Below are 20,233 nucleotides of genomic sequence, written 5' to 3'. Positions count from 1 at the left end.
GCTCATGAATATTAAAAACTCGCTCACGAGTATAAAAGACTCATCCGCGAGTATCAAAGACTCATCCGCGAGTATCAAAGACTCGCTCACGAGTATAAAAGACTCATCCACGAGTATAAAAGACTCGCTCACGAGTATAAAAGACTCATCCACGAGTATAAAAGACTCGCCGACGAGTATCAAAGACTCATTCACCAGTTGAGCAAACAGAAAGGAGAAAAGAAAAGGATTTGCATCTACCTTTAACTTTTCCCCTTTCACTCTTCCCCTATCTCTGGCAAAGTTTACAGCCTATGAACCAGAAGCAGTTTTAGCAGGTTTACTTTTAATAGCTTTAAACCGTTCCCCTAACTGTTCGGCAATAGTTTTTAACCCTGGAGTTTTCTTAGCAGCAGTCTTGACGTAATCGTAAACTGTCAAACTGCTGCTCATTGTCTCACTACCGACAGCCATTAAGGTATCATCTACTTGTTCTGTCAGTTGTCGCAGTCCAATCAGAAGTTCGCTGAGAGTGGCGGCTAGTTGATAATCCCGCACAAACTCATCTACATCAAAGCTGGCTGGGAGAATTTCTCGGTTAGATTGGGCAGCAGTCAGGCTAGTGTTGACAAAAGCTAGGCTTTTATCGCCCATTTTAAATAACTTGCGTCGTTCTTCTACACTCAGAGTCACCAGAAAAGGCAATTTTGCTTGGATAGTCGCAAAGGCTACTTTAATTTCTTGGATATCTGCTGGGGTAAGGGAGCCTGTAATGTTTTGGTAAGCCATTGTTTATTTACTGTGGTGAATCTGTTTGTTATGATTCCCACTGGTAAATGCGATCGCACAGTATTTTAAGGAAGGGGGAGTAGGGAAATTAACTTCTCTGGTGTACACACAAGTCGAATTACCCCCCTTAATCCCCCCTTGGAAAGGGGGGAAAAAAGAAATCTAATTCCCTCCCCTTTCCAAGGGGAGGGTTAGGGTGGGGTAAAACTTACGCTTCAAACTAAATGAGTTGTGATGATTCCCAGTGGTAAATGCCATCCATCCCCCATCTCGCTTTTCGTATCGAAACGTTAAGGAATATTGCATTTGTGCAGAAACCTGGAGGAAAAGCGCCAAATCACTAGAAAGACCGTGGTAGTATGCTCTCGGTAAATGTGAAGATTGGGAGAAAGACCTTTGACACTACGGGTTGCTGTTATTGGGTCAGGCCCTGCTGGTTCATCTGCCGCAGAAACACTGGCAGCCTCTGGGATTGAAACCTACCTGTTTGAGCGGAAGCTGGATAATGCAAAGCCTTGTGGGGGTGCAATTCCCCTCTGTATGGTGAGTGAATTTGACTTACCACCAGAGATTATCGATCGCCGGGTACGGAAGATGAAAATGATTTCGCCTTCCAATCGCGAGGTTGATATCAATTTGATAAATGAAGATGAATATATAGGAATGTGCCGCCGGGAAGTGCTGGATGGCTTTTTGCGCGATCGCGCGGCAAAATTAGGTGCAAATTTAATTAATGCCACTGTTCATAAACTTGATATACCAGGAAACAATACCGATCCCTATACCATTCATTACATTGACCATACAGATGGGATATCACAGGGTATTGCCAAAACTCTGAAAGTGGATCTAATTATTGGGGCAGATGGGGCTAATTCCCGCGTTGCTAAGGAAATGGACGCTGGGGATTACAATTATGCGATCGCTTTCCAAGAGCGGATTCGCTTACCCGAAGACAAAATGGCCTACTATAACGATCTCGCCGAAATGTATGTCGGTGATGACGTTTCTACCGATTTCTACGCTTGGGTTTTCCCCAAATATGACCACGTAGCTGTCGGTACTGGTACGATGCAGATCAATAAAGCCAGCATCAAACAGTTACAAGCGGGTATCCGTGCCCGTGCTTCCGAGAAGCTAGCAGGCGGTAAAATCATCAAAGTAGAAGCCCACCCCATTCCCGAACATCCCCGTCCCCGTCGTGTTGTCGGTCGCATCGCTTTGGTGGGAGATGCTGCTGGTTACGTTACCAAGTCTTCTGGTGAAGGTATTTATTTTGCCGCTAAATCTGGGCGGATGTGTGCCGAAACCATTGTCGAAGCATCTAACAGTGGTAGCCGGATTCCTACAGAAGGCGACCTGAAGGTTTACCTGAAGCGTTGGGATAAAAGATACGGACTCACCTACAAGGTGTTGGACATTCTGCAAACCGTGTTCTATCGTTCCGATGCTACCCGCGAGGCCTTTGTGGAAATGTGTGATGACCTCGATGTACAACGGCTAACATTTGATAGCTATCTGTATAAAACGGTTGTCCCAGCTAATCCCATCACCCAATTGAAGATTACTGCCAAAACTATTGGTAGCCTAATTCGGGGTAATGCTCTTGCACCTTAATTGAGGGCAAAGGACTGGGAATTCTAACAAATAAACTACTCAATTTTGTGGGGTGGACATCCTGCACGCTCATGAATCAGGGCGGGCAAGATGCCCACCCCACAATATATGTTTCCGAAGGGTAGCAACTGGCGCAGCCCAGAGAGAAAAGAGATTTTACGAGTCACCTTGAAAGGGTAGTTTGTGAAGTTCTAGATAGCGCAACTCTTAACTTAGTACAGTTTTGCGTAAAAGTGTAGCGTTTTTAATGCAAGCCGACGCATTAACAAGGCGGCCAACGTATTAATAATGCAAGCCGACGCATTAACAAGGCGGCCGACGCATTAACAATGCAAGCCGACGTATTAACAAGGCGGCCGACGCATTAACAAGGCGGCCGACGCATTAACAATGCAAGCCGACGCATTAACAAGGCGGCCTGACGCATTAACAATGCAAGCCGACGCATTGTCATTGGAGTGTATTGCCAAATTCAAGTCGCTATGAATTAATGAAATGCTGTACTTATAGCCGTAGTCACATAAGTTAGGACAGTGTTGATTGCTCAAAGGCTTGAAACGACTGGGTTTTGACTCAGCACTCAGCACGGGCTAAACGCCCCGCTACCGCTAATAGCACTCAGCACTTTGCTATAGTTAGTAAAGAAGGCAAATCATGCAACTACATCGATTCGACAATATTCAGGAATTCTGGCACTGCACTCAGGCTTATTTACTCCAGCATCAGGTAGAAAACAATGTTTTGCTCAGTATTTCGCATACCTTGTTGCATAACCCAGAACGTTATCTGGGTAAGCCTTATTTAGCAATTGTCCAAACAAGTGGCGAGATTCTGGCTGTTGCCATCCGCACCCCACCCCAAAAATTGATCCTATCCAAAGCCCAGAATATGGATGCCTTGCGGTTGATTGCTCAAGATTTACGTCAAGAGCAACTGCCAGGAAGCATGGGACTGGCTAAAGAAGCAGAAATCTTCTCGCAGACTTGGCAAACGCTGACAGAACAATTCTATCAACGGTCGGTGGTAATGAAAATTTACCAATTAACGGCACTGCAAAAAGTCTCAACGGCCAGCGGATATCTCAGACTGGCAACTCAAAGCGATCGCTCTCTTTTGATCGAGTGGCTTTGTGCATTTTTATCTGAGATAGATGAGGCAGTGAGCGAAGATGTCGAACACCAAGTAGATAATCGGTTGAAACAGCAGAATACTTATTTTTGGGTTGATAGCACTCCAGTTTCGGTTGCGTCTGGTAAACAAGTGTTACCTACAATTGGTCGGATCAATTTAGCTTATACACCACTAGAGTATCGTCGCAAAGGATATGCCACTGCCTGTGTCACAGCGTTAAGCCAAAAACTGCTAGACCAGGGATGCCGCGATTGTTTGCTCATGGCAGATTTAGCCAATCCCACAGCCAATCATATTTATCAAGCGATTGGGTATCGCCCCCTAAGCGATTGGCACGAATACTCATTCACCTCGAAGGAGTAAGCGTAATAAAGCGATCGCTCCAATTAAATTACTTTCTATGGCAGAATTGCAAACTGCGATCGCTACCTTCTTACCTTGACGTAAGGCATCTCTAAGTACAGACTGTAGTATCACCTCAGTAACTCCAGGCTGACTATTAACTTGCTTAATTGTCACCTGTGTCTGATTCAGATGGCTGGCATCATCAACTGTGCCCGGAGGTAGGGGTTGACGGTCATCGCGATCGCTCCAGGCTGTTAAAGTTAGGTGAGCAACTGGTCTGGCGATGACTGTCAGGGCAATAGTGGTAATTGCCACAAAGACAAGCAGGATAATTTTCAGCCTGTTTTTTAACGATTTACTCCGGCAGAAACGCTGCATAACCTGGATTGAAGGGGCAAAATAGAAAACATGACGATTGAACCCGATTCCTCTAATCTACCAACCCCAGACCCAGCCTCTGAAAAGGATTTGCAGCCAGATGACTTTGACGGTGGTGCAGCTGAGAATAACCTAAGCTCAGAAGCACTAGCAACACAACAAGCCCTAGCTGTGATCGCCTCTTTGCAATCTCCACAACATACAACTGCTCTAAAACTTGCCCGTTCTGACTTCAAGCAACCCATTAGCAAGCAATTTACAGTTAAGCCAAGGGCATTGCTGATTATTTTAATCGCGATCACAATCACCTTCATTGGAATTATCCTCAATAACTGGATCGTTGGCATTATCGGCACGCTAATGGCTTTGCTCTTATCCCTGGCGATATTATTGCCTTGGTTGCAAGAAGTTTTAGACGAGTGGTTTTCACCCCAAGAACGCACCCTGTTTGTTGCCATTTTGGGACTAATAGTAGCCATTATCGGCACGATCAGGTTCACAGGTATAGGCGATCGCTTACTGCTTTTAGGACGCCAGATTAACTGGGATATTGCTGGTAGCCTCGCAGAATGGTTTGGCGCTTTAGGGCAAATTCTCATCGCCATCATTGCCGTTTACGTAGCTTGGCGACAATATGTCATTTCCAAAGACTTGACAATTCAGCAAAATCTGCTCACAGTTCAGCAAAATATTATCACCCAGCAACAGACAATCGATTCTTATTTCCAAGGCGTTTCAGACTTGGTATTAGATGAAGAAGGATTATTAGAAGATTGGCCCCAAGAAAGAGCGATCGCGGAAGGACGCACTGCGGCAATTTTAAGTAGTGTCGATGGCAGTGGTAAAGCGAAAATTCTCCGTTTTCTGTCACGTTCCAAGTTGCTGTCACCCCTAAAACGCGATCGCCTATTAGGTCGAGCCATTCTTGATGGAACTGGCGGATATGCAGAAGACCGCCTCGAAGGTGTGCGCGTCATCGATTTAGGCGTAATGCTAGCCGCAGCAGACCTTTCTGGTACTGATTTACGTTGGACTGACCTCAGCGAAGCTAATCTTGTCCGCGCTAATCTGAGCGGTTGTGATTTAGTAAAAGCCAACCTCTCCCGCACAATTTTATACAATGCGAATCTCGATGGTGCTGACATCAACGGTATTCGCCTATTCTATGGTGTAGTAGATAAAGCCTCACCCCGCAGTCGCACTGAACCACCAAATTATGAAACCGGCGAACAAACCGGCGCTGTGATCGAAAATGCCGATTTCAGCAACGTACAACGGATGTCTGAGTCTGCACGTTGCTACTGTTGCACTTGGGGTGGCGAAAAAACCAGAGGCACGATTCCTGGTGGTTGTGAAGGTATTCCTAATAAGTTGGGAAGATAATTATAAGAATAGATAAAAAATTAGTTAGCCGCATTAAAAATCTGCTGTGCAGTTAAATTTAATTGGGGAAAGGTAGGTGATGAAATCGCGGTGTTACCTTGAAACGCTGTCATTTGATATTCACCATCAACTAATTCGCACACAAAAATAGTGGGTTGTTTGGGATTGCCGATAAACTTTCTTCCACCCAATGCAGCATAATCAGCAATCCAATATTCAGGAATTCCCATTTCTTCATAATCTCCAAATTTATTGTAGTAATCATCTCGCCAGTTGCTCGAAACAACTTCAATAACTATTGGAACCGATGCCGCTTGGCTCACTGTTGACTGTTTTTGAAAAAGCGGTTCATTGTCGAGATTATCAAGATTTAGTAGCAACACATCAGGCGAATAAGCGGATTCGGCAGAAGGAGTTTTGACCAATACGGTTTTGGGAATTCCGTAAGGTAAATTAAGACGATCAAACTCCACGGTTAATTTCCGCGATAAAAAAGCAATAATTTTTTCATGTTGTCCGGTTGGAGGTGGCATTTCAATAATTACTCCTTTGTGTAATTCATAGCGTTTCCCATCGTTGGGATACCACTCAATAAATTCATTGAACGTGAGTAATTTGGGCAACGCTTGGGTCATAATCCTACCTCCGTAACAGAGAGCGCTGAAAAAACAAGAGATTTTACGACATCCTTGAGCGAACAAAATATAAGTCTTTCAGGAATTTTAACTAGTACAGCATGGCGGAAGTTAACCACCCCTGACGCTCGTTCGCTCTTAGCGTCTCCCCTTGGGAGAAGACTCGCTAACGCTGGGCTAACGGGTTCGGCAGTTCCTCATGGGGGAACTCCCAAAACCTTACTGCCTCACCATTTCAAATCTATGAAACGCTTAGGCTGTATTCATTTTTAATTTTTAATTCCGCCTTGCGGTACTAGTGGCTTTGCTTCCTTCCAAATGAAAGGAATTTTTTTCATTCTAATGTTGTCATACACCCCAGTAATTCTCGCCTTCCGGTAGGGTGAGAATTTCAACGCCATCTTCAGTTACAGCTAGGGTATGCTCACATTGAGCAGAAAGCTTGCGATCACGCGTTACCGCAGTCCACTTATCGCCCAGAACCTCGACTTCATAAGTACCTTCGTTAATCATTGGCTCAATGGTAAAAACCATCCCTGGTCTGAGGCGCTTACCCTTACCACGTGTGCCATAGTGGGGAATATCCGGTGCAGTATGGAAAATATTACTGATGCCGTGGCCAACGAAATCTCGCACTACAGAAAAGCCTTGTCCTTCAGCATACTCTTGAATGGCTGCACCAATATCGCCAATGCGTGCCCCAGGTTTAACTTCAGCAATACCCAAGCGCAAACACTCTTGTGTCACCTCTACCAGCTTTCTGGTTTTTGGGGAAGGAGTACCAACAAAAAATGTCTTCGATGTATCGCCGTGATAACCTTCAACAATTGGCGTTACATCAATATTAATAATGTCACCTTCTTTGAGAATTTGCTTAGCGTTGGGAATGCCGTGACAAATTACCTCATTTACACTGGTGCAAATTGATTTAGGATAACCCTTATAGCCAAGGGGTGCGCTTTTTGCGCCATGCGCTTGCGTCCAACGTTCGGCTTCATCATTTAGTTCAAGAGTGCTAACCCCTGGCTTCACAAAGGGTTCTAGATGCTGGAGAAGTTTAGCAGCTAAACGCCCAGCTTGACGCATTTTCTCTATTTCTCGTTGGGATAAAATAACAATTAGTTCAGTTTTCATTAACTTTTATCTAAAGTATCTTTCATAAACATAGTTAACCCTGTCTGTGCAGCTCTTTGTGCAGTATCAGCAACCTTTAAGGTATATAAGCTCTCCTCTGGGGTAACGTACAAAGGAGTCCCGTCAAAAAGATGGTCTAACACCATATTCGTGTCTTTGACAAACAAACCCCGACGAGGGCCAACTTCTATAGGTGTTGTTTCCCCTGGCTGGACGAATATCCCGGTGTCGCCATCAAAAATTAAACCACCTTTTTCACCGTGAACTTCAAACTTGCGTTCTGATTGCCAAATACTTTCGCCTTTGCCATACACGACTTGGGCTAAAAGTCCACTGTTAAAGGACAGTTCACTAGTGCAGAAACAGGTTTGGTAGTATTCCGGTTCTATTTCCCAATATCGTTGGTGACAGTTAACAGTAAATACTGTACCAAATAAATCTATGAGACGATGTAGCCGAGACAATGCCCCCATTAAGGGAAAGCCAAAAAACTCATGGTTATAAGTCCATTTGCGGGGTGCAGGATTTTGAGGATTGATGGTGCTGTAGCGAACATAAAACACCTCACCAATTTTGTCTAAGTTTTTCTTCAAAGCTTGATGCAAACCACCCAAAAGTTCCAGATGTTCAACGTGCAGGAGTTTTTGTTGTGCTTTGGCTAAGGCAATCAGTTCCTCAGCTTCTACCACATCCAACGAAAGAGGATACTCTACAATCACATGTTTGCCGTTGGTAAGTGCTGCACGAGCGATCGCACCATGATCTCGATTAATAGTGGAGATCGCTACTAGGTCTATATCTTCACGTTCTACGAGTTCTTGCCAAGTATTCAAGACTTGAATCTGGTACTCTCTGGCAAAGGTTTCGGTTTTTTCTCTGGTATGACCAACAACTGCGACTATGTGCGATCGCTCATCACGGAGCAATGCCTCAGCCCGAAACTTTGCCGCATACCCAGTACCTACCAAACCTACACGCACTCTTGCTTTTTCCAAAGCTGCTTCTGAATTATACATGATCCTCATTAGTTCTGTTTTTGATCTTCCCACGCTTCTAATGGTGAGATTCTCTCTTCATGGGGTTCACCAGTCTAGACTCTACAACATTCGTCCTACCCCCTCAAGGACAATAAGACTTTATTTGCAGCTAGATAGAATTACGTGTACTCAAAATGGAAGACTTCAAAAGAAAAAGCCTTTTTTAATCCATAATGTTAGAAATTTGTCAATACAATGAACAAAAAATGGCAAAAGAAAAATTAAATCTCTACTGTACTGTTATGTTTCTTTCACTGATAACGAGCGCATTTAAATCAGATTAAAAAATGAAACAGCCCTATTTTTTAAAGGAGTTGGGGAATCTCTTCTACGTAAGTCCTACAAAATACTGGTAACATTAACCTTACTCATGTTTACTTTTCGGGCATATAATTTTTTCTAATCACAACCTGACTAGGGTAGAAAATAATATAAAGAAAACTTATCGGGATTAAGTAACTAAATTTCATTACTAATCGGGTTCAATTTCCAGTTATATCGTTTAATTTTTCTCGTAGTATCAGAATTGAAGCAAATTTAAACCAGCGGCTAATTCCACAGAACTGCCGTGACCTTTGCCTTAAGATAACTTATACTGCCGTTTGCAAAAGAGAGGATTACTCAATGCCAACTTATAAAGTGACACTAGTCAACGAAGCTGAAGGGCTAAACCAAACACTTGACGTTGATGATGATGTCTATATTCTAGACGCTGCCGAAGAAGCTGGTCTTGACCTGCCCTACTCTTGCCGCGCTGGTGCTTGCTCGACCTGTGCAGGTAAAATCACCAAGGGTACTGTCGATCAGGGCGATCAGTCATTCTTAGATGATGAACAAATAGAAAAGGGATATGTACTGACTTGTGTTGCTTACCCAACCTCTGACGTCACAATCGAAACTCACAAAGAAGAAGACCTTTACTAAGAGTTAAGCGACTCAAATATAAACCTCTTGCAAGAGTTACTAATTTCGACAAAATAGAAGCAGGATATTTAGAGTTAACACTCTTGCAATGCAATATCGTGTCTACCTCTAAAAGCGACTTTGACAAAAAGTCTAATTTTATAATGAGCAGGAACACAGTAAATTTTGTGTTCCTGCTTAATTTTTTAAGTATGGAGTTTCCTATCTATATCTATAATTTTGGCCTCTTTTTAACTCTCGACTTCTAGTTTACAGATGCAACTTGAATGCCAATAGCTCAAAGCTTAATTTCTTTGTTGAGAATTTGAATTTGAGTACCAGGATAGTAAAACTGGAGAATTTTTGGACTTGACCAACCTAGTTTTGCTAAATTTTGAGCGCCAGTTTGACTCAAGCCGACACCATGTCCTAATCCACCACCAATAAAAGCGTATCCCCAGAGTTCCGATTTGCCTTTGTTCAAGGGTTGGATGTAAAAAAGCGTACTTGTAGGGGCGGCAAAAGCACTGCGAACTTCGTCTTTGTGCAAAATAAAGGTGCTGCGATCGGTTTTAACTGCAAGTTCAAGGATACGTCCACTCTGGCTTCGCTCCACTACTGCCATAGCCTGAATTGTTTTAAATTTGGCATGGGGACTGTTTTTCACTTGTAAAAATTTCTGCAAGTCCTTGATAATATCCTTTAAAGGGGTTTCTTTATGCCAACGAAACATATCCCACTTGCTTTCATTAAATCCTTGTTGCGTATTAATAAATTTCTGGAAATTCTTTTCATCTGCTAAGTTCTGCTTAGACAAGTCCCAAAAATTGGTCGGAGCATCAAGTACAGGGCGCAAATAGGGACGATCGTCGCCATTCCAGACATCGCTAAAGGAAGCGGTGACGCCACCAGTGGTAGAAGAATACAGGGCGTCTACGAGTTCATTTTTATAAGTTAGTACTTTACCCCTGGTTGAGGCGATCGCTTGGTCTGTTTTGGCAGCTGCTCCCTTCAACCCATAATAAACTTGGCAATGAGTATCAGCACACAACTGATAGTTATCTGCGGCAAACCTACGTAAATTTCTCAGGGCATAAGTCCGGGCGAGAATTGCCTGAGCTTCTAGCGCCGCTTTTGGTGCATCTATTCCTATTTCGTAAGGTACAACTCCACGCAAATAAGTTTCTAAGGGTACTTGGTTAACGAGAGTGTATGTGCCATAGGCATTTGGCTGCAAATTCAATCGACCGGCATAAAGACGAGCATTTTCTGGTTTCTCGCTTTTATTTACCCGAATCAAGTTTTTATCAGTGCTAATTTCCAAGTCCTTCGGGCTATAGCGATTACCATCCACCACCCAACTCACTCGCGGCACTTGCTTCAAAACTTTAGTATCAAGATATACTTTTTGTTGGGTAGAAGCTTGGATGTTTTGTAATAACAAGCGTCGCAGTAAAGGGGTGCTGTAAACATCTCGTTTAGCCCAAACCTGCCAGCGTTCTGGCTGGGCTATTTCCACTTCCATTCCCTGAGAACGCCATTTTTTAGCACTGTCTTCCGCAGTTTCAAAAGTGCGATATGTGCCCAAAACTACTACTTCTTCTACTGCTGACTGGGGTAAAGCTTGCATAACTGTTTCCAGCTTTACAGGATTTTTCGTAAACAGGATTTGCTGCTTATTGCCCGCTTGAAATTTTAGCTTTAAGCGATCGCCTTTCATGGGTTCCAGTTGCAGCTTGGCTGTGGCTTCGGCGCCAAATCGCTGCACAATTCCAATTTTCAGTTCTATATCCTGGATGTTGCTCTCAGGCCCTGATGCAGCAGTCAGTCCCAATAGACAAAATGTTGTCAGTACAGTGTGGGGAAAACGCCAAAACGAAAATTTCATGGCTACCTGATAGCGTTCGCGTAGCGTCTGCAAGAGTTGCGATCGCGAGTCATCTCTCGTAGAGAGGGTCTTCTGCCCCTTAATGAGTCGTTGGAGCTGATTTTCCAATTGCTTTGTAGCGCGGTTTTTTTGTCGCATGAATGCTCCAATGATACCATTACCAATTTTGCCCTAAATATTAGTTGCAAAACGAAGTCATAATGACTATGATTTATTTAGAGGCAAAAAACAGAACTAGTTGGATAAACTCTTTATGGTTAGAGTCCAAGAAATTCCATTAAATCAGATAAAACGGCCATTGCCCCGTACAAACGATCCAAATAAAGTACAAGCTTTAATGGAATCGATTGCGGAGATTGGGCAGCAAGAACCTATTGATGTCCTAGAAGTAGATGGACAATATTATGGCTTTTCTGGTTGCCATCGGTATGAAGCTTGCCAACGTTTAGGCAAAGAAACCGTTTTAGCAAGAGTCCGTAAAGCACCCCGTAGCGTTTTAAAGATGCACTTGGCATAGAAAATGGGAGTGGGGAATAGGGAGCAGGGGAGCAGAGGAGACAAGGGGACAAGGGGGACAAGGTGACAAAAGTTTAGAACTTACAATCAAGTCTTTCTCCTTGTCCCTAAGCCCTCTTTCCCATGCTCAATTTCCAATCCCCAATTACATATAACCTAATTAGGAGAAAATTATGTCATCGAAAGTAACAGTCAAAAATGTAAATATCGGCATTGACGAGGCGAGTAGGGCTAAAATTGCCGATGGTTTATCTCACCTGTTGGCTGACACTTATACACTGTATCTGAAAACTCATAACTTCCATTGGAATGTAACGGGGCCGATGTTTCAAACATTGCATTTGATGTTTGAAACCCAGTATACAGAATTAGCCTTAGCAGTTGATTTAATAGCCGAAAGAATTAGAGCGCTTGGCTATCCTGCACCAGGAACCTACAGCGAATATGCCAAACTAAGTTCGATTCCAGAAACTCCCGGAGTTCCTAAAGCTGTGGAGATGATTCGCGAACTTGTGGAAGGACAAGAAGCCGTAGTCAGAACTGCACGGTCTATTTTTCCGGTGATAGAGGAAGTTAACGACGAACCTACCGCCGATTTATTGACTCAGCGGATGCAAGTACACGAAAAGACAGCTTGGATGTTGAGAAGTTTACTGGAAGAATAGGAATTAGGAGAATAGGGAATGGGGTATAGGGCACAGGAAATAGCGGATAGAGAAAAAACTTAATCGCCAATGCCCAATTCCTAATCCCCAATCCCCAATGCCCAATACCCAATCCCCAATGCCCCATACTCAAAAGTTGCAAACTTTAATGCAACAGGTAGGTATTTCTAGTTTTAAAGCACTGAGTCGCGCTGCTGGTGTCTCAGAGCGTCAAATTTTGCGCTTACGCCAAGGAAAGCTAGAGCAGATGCGGGTAGATGTGCTGCTCAAGCTGTCGCCAGTGCTACAGATGCCATTGAATGAATTAATCGCAACTTTCTCAACCGTAGAGTTTTCACAAGAGAAAACAGCGCCAACTCAGGAATTGTTACAAGAAATTACAAATTTAAGAAGAGAGTACGATCGCTCGCAGCTTCAATTAGAACAACAGCGAGAAATATTACTACAAGAACTCCAACAGTCGAGTTTGCAACTGCTGGAGTCTTTATTATTGCAATGGCCAACAGCAGCACAGAAAGCGCAGGAAAATCCCCAGCTAGCAGCAGTGAAAATAGTACCGTTGGTGCAAAAACCTCTGGACAAGCTTTTACAGGCGTGGGGAGTGGAAGCGATCGCACCTGTGGGAGCAGAATTACCTTATGATCCCCAACTGCACCAATTGCTGGAGGGAACTGCACAACCTGGAGAAACAGTCAAAGTACGCTACATTGGCTATGTTCAAGGTGAGAAACTGCTTTACAGAGCCAAAGTGAGTCCTATTTGAGGAAGTGAGAAGTTAGAAGTAACAAATTCACAACTCTTTACTTTTTGTATTGTCTGTCGAGCAATGACAGATATTGGGAATACTCAAGATAGCAGAGGCGATCGCCTTCAGAAAACTTTTTTTAAAGCCTTGGTGTCGGTTCTAGCTTGCTTGGCACTGTTGAAACCTAAATTTTTGGCTCTAGAGCGGTAGTCCAGAGGTAAATGATTTCAATTATGTAAGTAATTGGACATAAATAAATGTAGATCCTAGTTACTATCATGAGTACTCAGGGAGGAAAAGCTACTGCTAGACTCGGTTTAGCTATGCATAGGCGTAGCGAGCCGTAGGCATCGCTGCAACAAGTTTAATTCTGAGTTGCTTAATGATAATTATTATCATGAGATTTATTGGAGAATCTCAGTTTTGTAAAATTTTTGGTAAATCATCTGAAAAGCAGTAACTTCAGCTTGTATGTAAGTATATATTTAAATCCATGAGATGCAAGTAAGTCGGCGTTAAAAAATTAACATACATGACAAAACATCAAATCAACGAACGGCTTATAAATTCGTCATTACAACATTTTTACAAAACTAGATATACCAGTTGTTTATCATGCCAACTTACTTAGCTTGTTTCTTTATAATTGGTCTATTTATAGTAAGAAAACTATAATTAATTAAGCTAACTATTTGTTTTGATGACAAAAAAATAGATTCAAAATTTTATAATTAATCTTTATCTATCCTGATTAATTATGAATGATTACTCTATAGATAATCTGAAATTTTATTTTACAAGTATTTTTAAATGTTCTATAATAGCAAAATCAGAGTATTATTTACATAAGTCAGAGTGACATAATTATGAGAGAACAAGTAAAAGTTATTAAACTCAGTGGTAATTTGAACGCCACAACTTCACAAGACTTCCGACAAAATATCACTGACATTTTAGAAAGTGGTGCGAAAATTGTGTTAGTTGATTTTAAAGATGTAACGTTTATGGATAGTTCGGGTTTAGGAGCTTTAGTATTAGCTTTTAAAACCTTGCGAGCAGCGGATATTAAGCTTGTTCTCTGCTCAATTAATGAGCAAGTCAGGATATTATTTGAACTAACTAATATGGATAAAGTATTTGAAATTTTTCCCAGTCAAGATGCATTTAATCAGGTTTTAGTCTCTAATACGTAATTAATCAAACTTCATTTGCAAAATAGATAAATCATCATCAAAAGCATCTTTGGAGTTCAAAGCTATTAAATAACTGAGTACGCGATCGAGTTGGCTATCAACAGGATCTTGTAAGCTAACTAGTAGCTGAATAAAAGCATCCAAACTCCAAAGTGTGCCGTCTGATTTAGTGATTTCATAAGCGCCGTCACTAAAAATGTAAAGGGTACTGAATTTTTCAATATTGTAAAACCCATCAACATATTTTGCCTCTGGAAACATACCAACTGGCATACCAGGGGTTTTCAAGAGTTGAACTTCAGACTTTCTTGGAGAGGTGCCGGTAACTAAAACTGCTGGTGGATGGCCTGCACTAGCATAAATTAACTGACGGTTGATTCGGTTGTAAACTCCATACCAAATTGTAAAGTACTTGTCATTTTGATAATTCATCTGAAAAGTGTCATTCAAAGCCTTCAATACATCACTAGGTTGATAGTAATTCAAACCTTTGAGCGCACGGGAACGCAGCAGATTTAGCACTGAAACAGAAGGAAGAGTAGCTTTGAGTCCATGTCCGGCGGTATCGAGTAAGTAAATTGCCAAATAGTCATCATCGAGCCAATAGTAATCGAAACAGTCACCGCCAAGTTGTCGCGAGGGAATGAATCGGAAATTTATATTGAAGGGTTCGGTCATGGAAAGAGGTAGCAGCGATCGCACATATTCTGCTGCTTCTGACATTTCTGATTCTAGAAGCAACTTTTGAGCCTGCAAATCTCTACTCAACTGATGCAGGCGTAATCCCGCTCTTACGCGTGCTTGTAATTCATTATGCTCAATAGGTTTAGAGATAAAATCATCAGCACCAGCATCTAAACCTTTGACACAATCGGCAACGGAATCTAAGGATGTTAATAAAATAAAGAATGTGGTGAAAAATTTGGGGTTTGTCTTAATGCGGTGGCAAACTTCTAGTCCAGTCAACCCCGGCATGATCCAATCACAAATAATTAGTGCTGGACGATAAACTAGTGCCTTTTCTATTCCTTCCTCGCCGCTACTGGCAGTAACGACCTCATAACCCTGTTTTTCCAACATCCTTTTCAGGAGTATTTTTATTGAATGGTCATCATCAATTATTAGTATTTGAAACATATAAATTTTTTGAAAACACTCATTAATAATTTTTTGTCAAACTAGAAAATAAAAATATGATATGAGCTAATAAGCTAGTAGTATCAATACACAGAAAAATGCTGCTATAGCGCTTATCGTACCCTGTGGATGCTCCTTCTGGGGAGACGCTAGCGCAAACGGAGAACTCGTAGAGTAGTTCTTATGCGTCTATGTATGCAATAGAATTTGACTACTCTCTCTTTTTAAGAGAGAGTACCTTACGTTGGGGCAACAGGCATAAGGAGTTGAGGGTTTGGTCTTTATTAGACTCAAATGAGAAGCACTATAACTCATTTCTATTTACTCAGAGAATTTACGACTATTTAACAGTCATAAAATATTATGGCGCTCCCAAAGGATTTAGCCATAAAAGAATGTTGCTTTTTAACTGGTTTAAGTCGCGGTATGCTTCTTGCTTCAACCATTGTCCTAAAGCGTCAAAAGGGGTAAAAGATGTTCCCGTTTGCCATTTAATATCTTGACCTAAAGGTGTTGTATGATTTCCTGGTAACGTTTGCGCTGTCACCATCTCATCAAAACGTTCTTGTAAGATTTTGGTTAAAGCTGCCGATTGATCGATGGTGTCATTACTAAATTTTATTAATAAATTGCGCCGGATACTGTAACATTCTTGGACAAGTTTGTTAGTTTCCAACGGCGATGGGGTAAACTCGATTTTCAAAGTAGAATTGAATTGTTCTACTAGAGGAATAGCTTCTTTAGCGGCGTAGTTGTTGAAGGATATTAAAATATTGCCTGCACGTTCTACTTTAAAAAGGCTACCAATCAGCAAGTGGAGTTTACAGCCCATACTGTGCCCAACGCCGTAGATGGGAAAGTAAAGCTTGCGTAATGCCCCAGAATCATGCAATCGTTCGAGGGTGCGGTCAAAGTTTAACAGCACGGATTTTGCGATCGCAGTATGATCCAGTGTATTGACGAAAGGCGTAGCAATTACAACATAGCCTTTACTTGCCAGTTGTTCGAGTAACCAGCGATAAGTGATGTGTGGTGCAGTGGCGACAAATGCACCTCCCAAAAAATGAACGATACCTATGGGATTTCGGGGAATGATTACCCAGTTCCCTCTAATTTCTTTCCAGTCCATGCGGATAAGCGATCGCTTTACGAATATTCTTTATGGTAGACCGGGGATTGCAACCGTGGGAAAGATTATGGAAAAAGCCATTGATAATCTCTAGCAAGTAGATCGGAAACCAACCCAATACTTCTCGGGTTTTGGGGAAAAGGGGAAAGGGAAAAGGGAAAGAAAAAACCTTTAACCCTTACCCTTTACCCCAAACCCGATTCCGAGTTAAAAATGCACAAAGCGAGAAGTATTGGAAACCAACCCACCCAGCAGCGTCTATGCATTAGACCTCTTGCAAAAGTGCTTTTGGCAAGAGGGGGAAAAAGGGGTTCATGTTAAAGGGGAAGGGGACAATACAGAACCTTTCCCCGTTCCCCCTTACCCTTTTCCCGACAAATGCCCAGAAGTCTATTTATCATAAGCACCTACGCTTTCTCCAACTCTTTCTAAATCCCCATTACAAAACTTAATTACGAATTACGAATTATCTTAACGTTGAGTCTGTAATCTTTTCATCTCGTATTGCACATCTAATGCAATTTGTAATGCTTCATTGAGTAATCTTCCATGCTCAGTAGCCTCCTCTGTTACTTGCATAGCTGTTAAAGTTGCTAAATTGTTGACAAATAGTTCTGTATTACTCAGGATAAAATTCTTGTTCTCTCTCAAAATTTTTTCTGTCTTTAAAGCTCGAACTAAATCAGCTTTGGTGAGTTTAAGTGCTTCGATTACATCCTCTCTTTCCTTTATAATCACTTCTGGATTACCAGCTTCTTCTATTTGGTCATTGATATCTATAACTCTAATAACAGTATTATATCTATTAACCTCATTTAACAGGATTTGCAAAGATTTAGTCATATTAGCTTTAACAAACTTACTTCTACTTTTCCAGATCAAATATAAGATACTTTGCGTCAAACCACCAACCCAAAGTGCTAAGAAAATTAATAATATCCATGATGGAATTGTTATCCATGTAACAAATATTTTAATAATGATGTCAAATAAAATATATACGAAAATAAATGTAGAAAATCCAATAAAGACTACAGTTGCTCCTTCAGAGCTTTTAAGTTTTTGTATATATATATTTGCTAATCTCTTGAGAGGATTTGTAATAATTAAAAGTTCCCCATTGACAGGTAAATTAGTCAGCTTTTGCAGATCGTTCTGACTAATTTCCAAGCCCTGTAAATCATCCCGCACAGCTTTTCAACCCTTGCCAGAATAGTTATTTAATCTAATATAGCAATCAAATTTCTAGAATGCTGGCATTTTGTCTAAACTTTTTCGTGCAGTTAATACTTATAGGCAATATCAATAATTTTTGTACAATATGATACTATTTTGCCAAGATAACTATTTACAGCAGAATTCAGAATTCAAAATGGGCTACGCCCCGTTGCGCTAACAGAATTCAGGAGTAAAACACGCTTTCTACCTGGGTAACAGACTTAGCTTGTGTACCTCACCAACTTGAAATTGTTCTAGCAAACAGTCATTTAAGAATGGAAAAGTCCGCAAAAACGGACTTTATTTATTGAGTTATAAATAATCGTGTCTCATTCGTTACATTAACTTCGTTTTGGAGAAAGTTGTTTCTGTTTTGAAACACCAGGCTGAGAGTTTAAGAATGGGGGAATAGGACAGTCTAGCGTCATAGCGATCGCTCTGAGTAAATCTGCTTCTGAAGGAGTAACTTTGTTATCTAATAGTACCGTGTGGGCGCAAGCATCAACAATAGCTTGTTTGAGTTTGGGAGTGGCAAGCCGCAGGCGCTCAATACTTTTCTTTAGTTCAGTAAAATTACAACTTAATGGCATTTCTGGTTTTTCTTGCTCTCCGGCTTTGGGAAGTCGAAAAACTCCAGAACGAAAAGCATAGGCAATGTCTTCAGTAGACGCATTAGGTTGGGAGTGTCCAACACGGGCAATTACGGACAATATTAATAGACTATCTGGCCAAATCTGTTCGATGGAGGTGAATTCTACGGTTGTAGTAGATGTGGGATTTATACTAGGTTGCAGACGATGCCACAGTATTAACTGCAACACAAAATGCCACAGCGATAAACTTCCGGTGGCTACAACTAAACCGTGGACGCATTTGCACAGCCTTTGGCATTCTTTGGCAGAGTTTTGGCGCAATACGGGTACTGCTAAATCCACAAGTGGTAAGCGAATTCTGGGATCTAACTGATTAATTTCGCTACTTAATTGTAGGGTTTTGTCTACCAACTCAGCAGACTGCACTTCGCGTAACCAAGCAATTTGACGTTCTTGAATTTGGAGATTTTCTGTATCTAACGCTAACGCAAAAGCGATCGCCATTGCGCTTTGCTGCTCTCGCGCGCCCAAACGCAGGGATTCTGGTAACTGCGATAACAGCGCTTGAGCATGGGCAAAATGCTCTGGTGTAACGCTTCCAACTTGGTTTACAACCTTTTCTGGCGTGGCATTGCTACCGCCAGCAAAGCCCATTGTTAGGGATTCCTGGGAAGGGGAACCCATCTGATTGCGAGATGGCATTGCTGCTAAATTGCTGACGTTCAAACCCCCAACGCGGCGGATACGTTCTGCTAGAGGTGGGTGGGTAGAAAACATATCTTCCCAGAAAGAGGGGTTGAGGGCATTGCCAAAAAACATGTGGCTAGAGGCTTCTGCACCCGGCGATATTAACCGTGAATCCATCTGTTGGAGTTTTTGAAAGACTCCCGTAAGTCCATTGGGGTTGCGAGTGAACTGTACGGCTGAAGCATCGGCAAGAAATTCACGCTGGCGAGAAACGGCGGCTTTAATCAGGCGTCCGCAAAGTAATCCAATACCGCCAATTGCCATCAGTGCCAAACCAAAAGCCCAGATAGGTAAACCCTTGTCTTCCTTTCCTAAACGGAAGCTACCGCGAAGACGCCACAGCAATTCCCCAGTTAAGTAAATGAATAGAATCCCATGCAGTAGTCCCACTAAACGCAAATTCAGCCGCATATCTCCATTAAGAATATGACTGAATTCGTGGCCGATAACTCCTTGTAGTTCATCCCGGCTCAGGTGTTCCAAAGTTCCACGGGTAACTCCAATTACAGCATCATTGGGCGTAAATCCGGCAGCAAAGGCATTAATGCTGGTTTCTCTGTCGAGGAGATAAACTTGTGGGACAGAAATACCAGAAGCGATCGCCATTTCCTCGACAATATTTAATAGTTGTCGCCCTTGTTCATCAGCCATCTCTGGTAGCAGGAGTCTTCCTCCTAACTCTTGGGCAATTACGCTTCCGCCCTGCCGGAGACAAGCAACTTTGTACAAACTTCCGACTGCGATCGCAATTATTGTAATCCCAGTCACGTAAAGAAATAACCCTGGATGCCACCAAACACGAGGAGCCATGCGAAACAGAAATAAACTGGCAATATAAATTGCCATAATCATGACTGCGATCGACAGCGAAAATAACCCGATTAATTGTTGCGTATTTTGGCGTGCCCGATCCTGATGTTCAAAGAAATTCATAGACACCTAAAAAGACACGCGTGGAGCATTTCTCATTTCTGGAGTAGCTTCGGGGAGCAATTCAGCAACAGTAAAGTTAAAAGTATTTGCCACAAGGTTGCTAGGAAAAGATTCGCTCTTGGTGTTGTAAAGTGTCAC

General features: G+C 42.1%; 21 protein-coding genes. 9 read left to right on the top strand and 12 right to left on the bottom strand.

From position 1 onward, the window contains the following. Nucleotides 1-291: 291 nt before the first annotated feature. Nucleotides 292-768: a hypothetical protein gene (locus RMY16_RS30050; RefSeq protein WP_322739434.1), complete on the bottom strand. Its 477-nt coding sequence runs from the start codon at nucleotides 766-768 to the stop codon at nucleotides 292-294. A gap of 396 nt (nucleotides 769-1,164) precedes the next feature. Between RMY16_RS30050 and chlP the strand changes: the two genes are divergently transcribed. Further along, nucleotides 1,165-2,385: a geranylgeranyl reductase gene (chlP, locus tag RMY16_RS30045; protein WP_292873356.1), complete on the top strand. Its 1,221-nt coding sequence runs from the start codon at nucleotides 1,165-1,167 to the stop codon at nucleotides 2,383-2,385. Nucleotides 2,386-3,039: 654 nt separating this feature from the next. After that, entirely contained in the window at nucleotides 3,040-3,879 is an 840-nt protein-coding gene (locus tag RMY16_RS30040) for a GNAT family N-acetyltransferase (protein WP_322739433.1), read from the top strand. Here RMY16_RS30040 and RMY16_RS30035 read toward each other — a convergent pair. Next, the gene (locus RMY16_RS30035) at nucleotides 3,859-4,176 is read right to left on the bottom strand and encodes a hypothetical protein (protein ID WP_322739432.1); all 318 of its coding nucleotides are present in this window, start codon (nucleotides 4,174-4,176) and stop codon (nucleotides 3,859-3,861) included. The genes RMY16_RS30040 and RMY16_RS30035 overlap by 21 nt on opposite strands. A 93-nt stretch (nucleotides 4,177-4,269) precedes the next feature. Between RMY16_RS30035 and RMY16_RS30030 the strand changes: the two genes are divergently transcribed. After that, entirely contained in the window at nucleotides 4,270-5,622 is a 1,353-nt protein-coding gene (locus tag RMY16_RS30030) for a pentapeptide repeat-containing protein (RefSeq protein WP_322739431.1), read from the top strand. A gap of 20 nt (nucleotides 5,623-5,642) precedes the next feature. Here the strand turns inward: RMY16_RS30030 and RMY16_RS30025 are convergent, their stop codons facing one another. The 3 genes from RMY16_RS30025 to RMY16_RS30015 form a co-directional block, all read right to left on the bottom strand. Continuing rightward, complete coding sequence (locus RMY16_RS30025) at nucleotides 5,643-6,257, bottom strand: Uma2 family endonuclease (protein WP_322739430.1); 615 nt, start codon at nucleotides 6,255-6,257, stop codon at nucleotides 5,643-5,645. 348 nt (nucleotides 6,258-6,605) lie between these two features. Continuing rightward, nucleotides 6,606-7,391 carry a type I methionyl aminopeptidase gene (gene map / locus RMY16_RS30020; protein WP_322668280.1) on the bottom strand — a complete coding sequence of 262 codons (786 nt, stop codon included), beginning with the start codon at nucleotides 7,389-7,391 and terminating at the stop codon, nucleotides 6,606-6,608. Continuing rightward, a complete protein-coding gene (locus tag RMY16_RS30015) occupies nucleotides 7,391-8,407 on the bottom strand; it encodes a Gfo/Idh/MocA family oxidoreductase (RefSeq protein WP_322739429.1) in 1,017 nt (338 codons plus the stop codon). The genes map and RMY16_RS30015 overlap by 1 nt, the downstream gene beginning before the upstream one ends. Before the next feature lie 645 nt (nucleotides 8,408-9,052). Between RMY16_RS30015 and RMY16_RS30010 the strand changes: the two genes are divergently transcribed. Next, entirely contained in the window at nucleotides 9,053-9,352 is a 300-nt protein-coding gene (locus RMY16_RS30010) for a ferredoxin (protein ID WP_194043152.1), read from the top strand. Nucleotides 9,353-9,629: 277 nt separating this feature from the next. Here RMY16_RS30010 and RMY16_RS30005 read toward each other — a convergent pair whose 3' ends face one another. Further along, nucleotides 9,630-11,357: a SpoIID/LytB domain-containing protein gene (locus tag RMY16_RS30005; protein ID WP_416211717.1), complete on the bottom strand. Its 1,728-nt coding sequence runs from the start codon at nucleotides 11,355-11,357 to the stop codon at nucleotides 9,630-9,632. 115 nt (nucleotides 11,358-11,472) lie between these two features. On the opposite strand from RMY16_RS30005, the gene RMY16_RS30000 reads away from it, so the two are divergent. The 5 genes from RMY16_RS30000 to RMY16_RS29980 all read left to right on the top strand — a co-directional run bounded on the left by RMY16_RS30000 (nucleotide 11,473) and on the right by RMY16_RS29980 (nucleotide 14,338). Next, nucleotides 11,473-11,736, top strand: a complete 264-nt coding sequence (locus RMY16_RS30000; protein ID WP_194043156.1) for a ParB N-terminal domain-containing protein — start codon at nucleotides 11,473-11,475, stop codon at nucleotides 11,734-11,736. A gap of 172 nt (nucleotides 11,737-11,908) precedes the next feature. After that, entirely contained in the window at nucleotides 11,909-12,400 is a 492-nt protein-coding gene (locus RMY16_RS29995) for a Dps family protein (RefSeq protein WP_289799395.1), read from the top strand. 97 nt (nucleotides 12,401-12,497) lie between these two features. Beyond that, nucleotides 12,498-13,163, top strand: coding sequence for a nucleotide exchange factor GrpE (gene grpE, locus RMY16_RS29990; RefSeq protein WP_322739428.1), 666 nt, complete (start codon nucleotides 12,498-12,500; stop codon nucleotides 13,161-13,163). A 63-nt stretch (nucleotides 13,164-13,226) separates the two neighbouring features. After that, nucleotides 13,227-13,355: a hypothetical protein gene (locus tag RMY16_RS29985; protein WP_322739427.1), complete on the top strand. Its 129-nt coding sequence runs from the start codon at nucleotides 13,227-13,229 to the stop codon at nucleotides 13,353-13,355. A gap of 656 nt (nucleotides 13,356-14,011) precedes the next feature. Next, nucleotides 14,012-14,338 carry an STAS domain-containing protein gene (locus tag RMY16_RS29980; RefSeq protein ID WP_322739426.1) on the top strand — a complete coding sequence of 109 codons (327 nt, stop codon included), beginning with the start codon at nucleotides 14,012-14,014 and terminating at the stop codon, nucleotides 14,336-14,338. Here RMY16_RS29980 and RMY16_RS29975 read toward each other — a convergent pair whose 3' ends face one another. From RMY16_RS29975 to RMY16_RS29950, 6 genes are all read right to left on the bottom strand, one after another. Next, nucleotides 14,339-15,475 carry a PP2C family protein-serine/threonine phosphatase gene (locus tag RMY16_RS29975; protein WP_322668276.1) on the bottom strand — a complete coding sequence of 379 codons (1,137 nt, stop codon included), beginning with the start codon at nucleotides 15,473-15,475 and terminating at the stop codon, nucleotides 14,339-14,341. A 361-nt stretch (nucleotides 15,476-15,836) separates the two neighbouring features. Beyond that, nucleotides 15,837-16,604, bottom strand: coding sequence for a DUF1350 family protein (locus RMY16_RS29970; RefSeq protein WP_322739425.1), 768 nt, complete (start codon nucleotides 16,602-16,604; stop codon nucleotides 15,837-15,839). Further along, on the bottom strand, nucleotides 16,585-16,722 hold the full coding sequence (locus RMY16_RS29965) for a hypothetical protein (RefSeq protein ID WP_322739424.1): 138 nt from the start codon (nucleotides 16,720-16,722) through the stop codon (nucleotides 16,585-16,587). The genes RMY16_RS29970 and RMY16_RS29965 overlap by 20 nt, the downstream gene beginning before the upstream one ends. A 353-nt stretch (nucleotides 16,723-17,075) precedes the next feature. After that, nucleotides 17,076-17,795 carry a hypothetical protein gene (locus RMY16_RS29960; RefSeq protein ID WP_322739423.1) on the bottom strand — a complete coding sequence of 240 codons (720 nt, stop codon included), beginning with the start codon at nucleotides 17,793-17,795 and terminating at the stop codon, nucleotides 17,076-17,078. Between the two features lie 368 nt (nucleotides 17,796-18,163). Next, complete coding sequence (locus tag RMY16_RS29955) at nucleotides 18,164-20,095, bottom strand: M48 family metallopeptidase (protein ID WP_322739422.1); 1,932 nt, start codon at nucleotides 20,093-20,095, stop codon at nucleotides 18,164-18,166. Nucleotides 20,096-20,101: 6 nt separating this feature from the next. Then, nucleotides 20,102-20,233: a LemA family protein gene (locus tag RMY16_RS29950; protein ID WP_322739435.1), complete on the bottom strand. Its 132-nt coding sequence runs from the start codon at nucleotides 20,231-20,233 to the stop codon at nucleotides 20,102-20,104.

This window comes from Nostoc sp. DedQUE12b (genome assembly GCF_034530835.1).
Lineage (GTDB): Bacteria > Cyanobacteriota > Cyanobacteriia > Cyanobacteriales > Nostocaceae > Nostoc.
The sequence above is the reverse complement of the archived record's forward strand: the minus strand, read 5'-3'. Positions and strand labels throughout refer to the sequence as shown.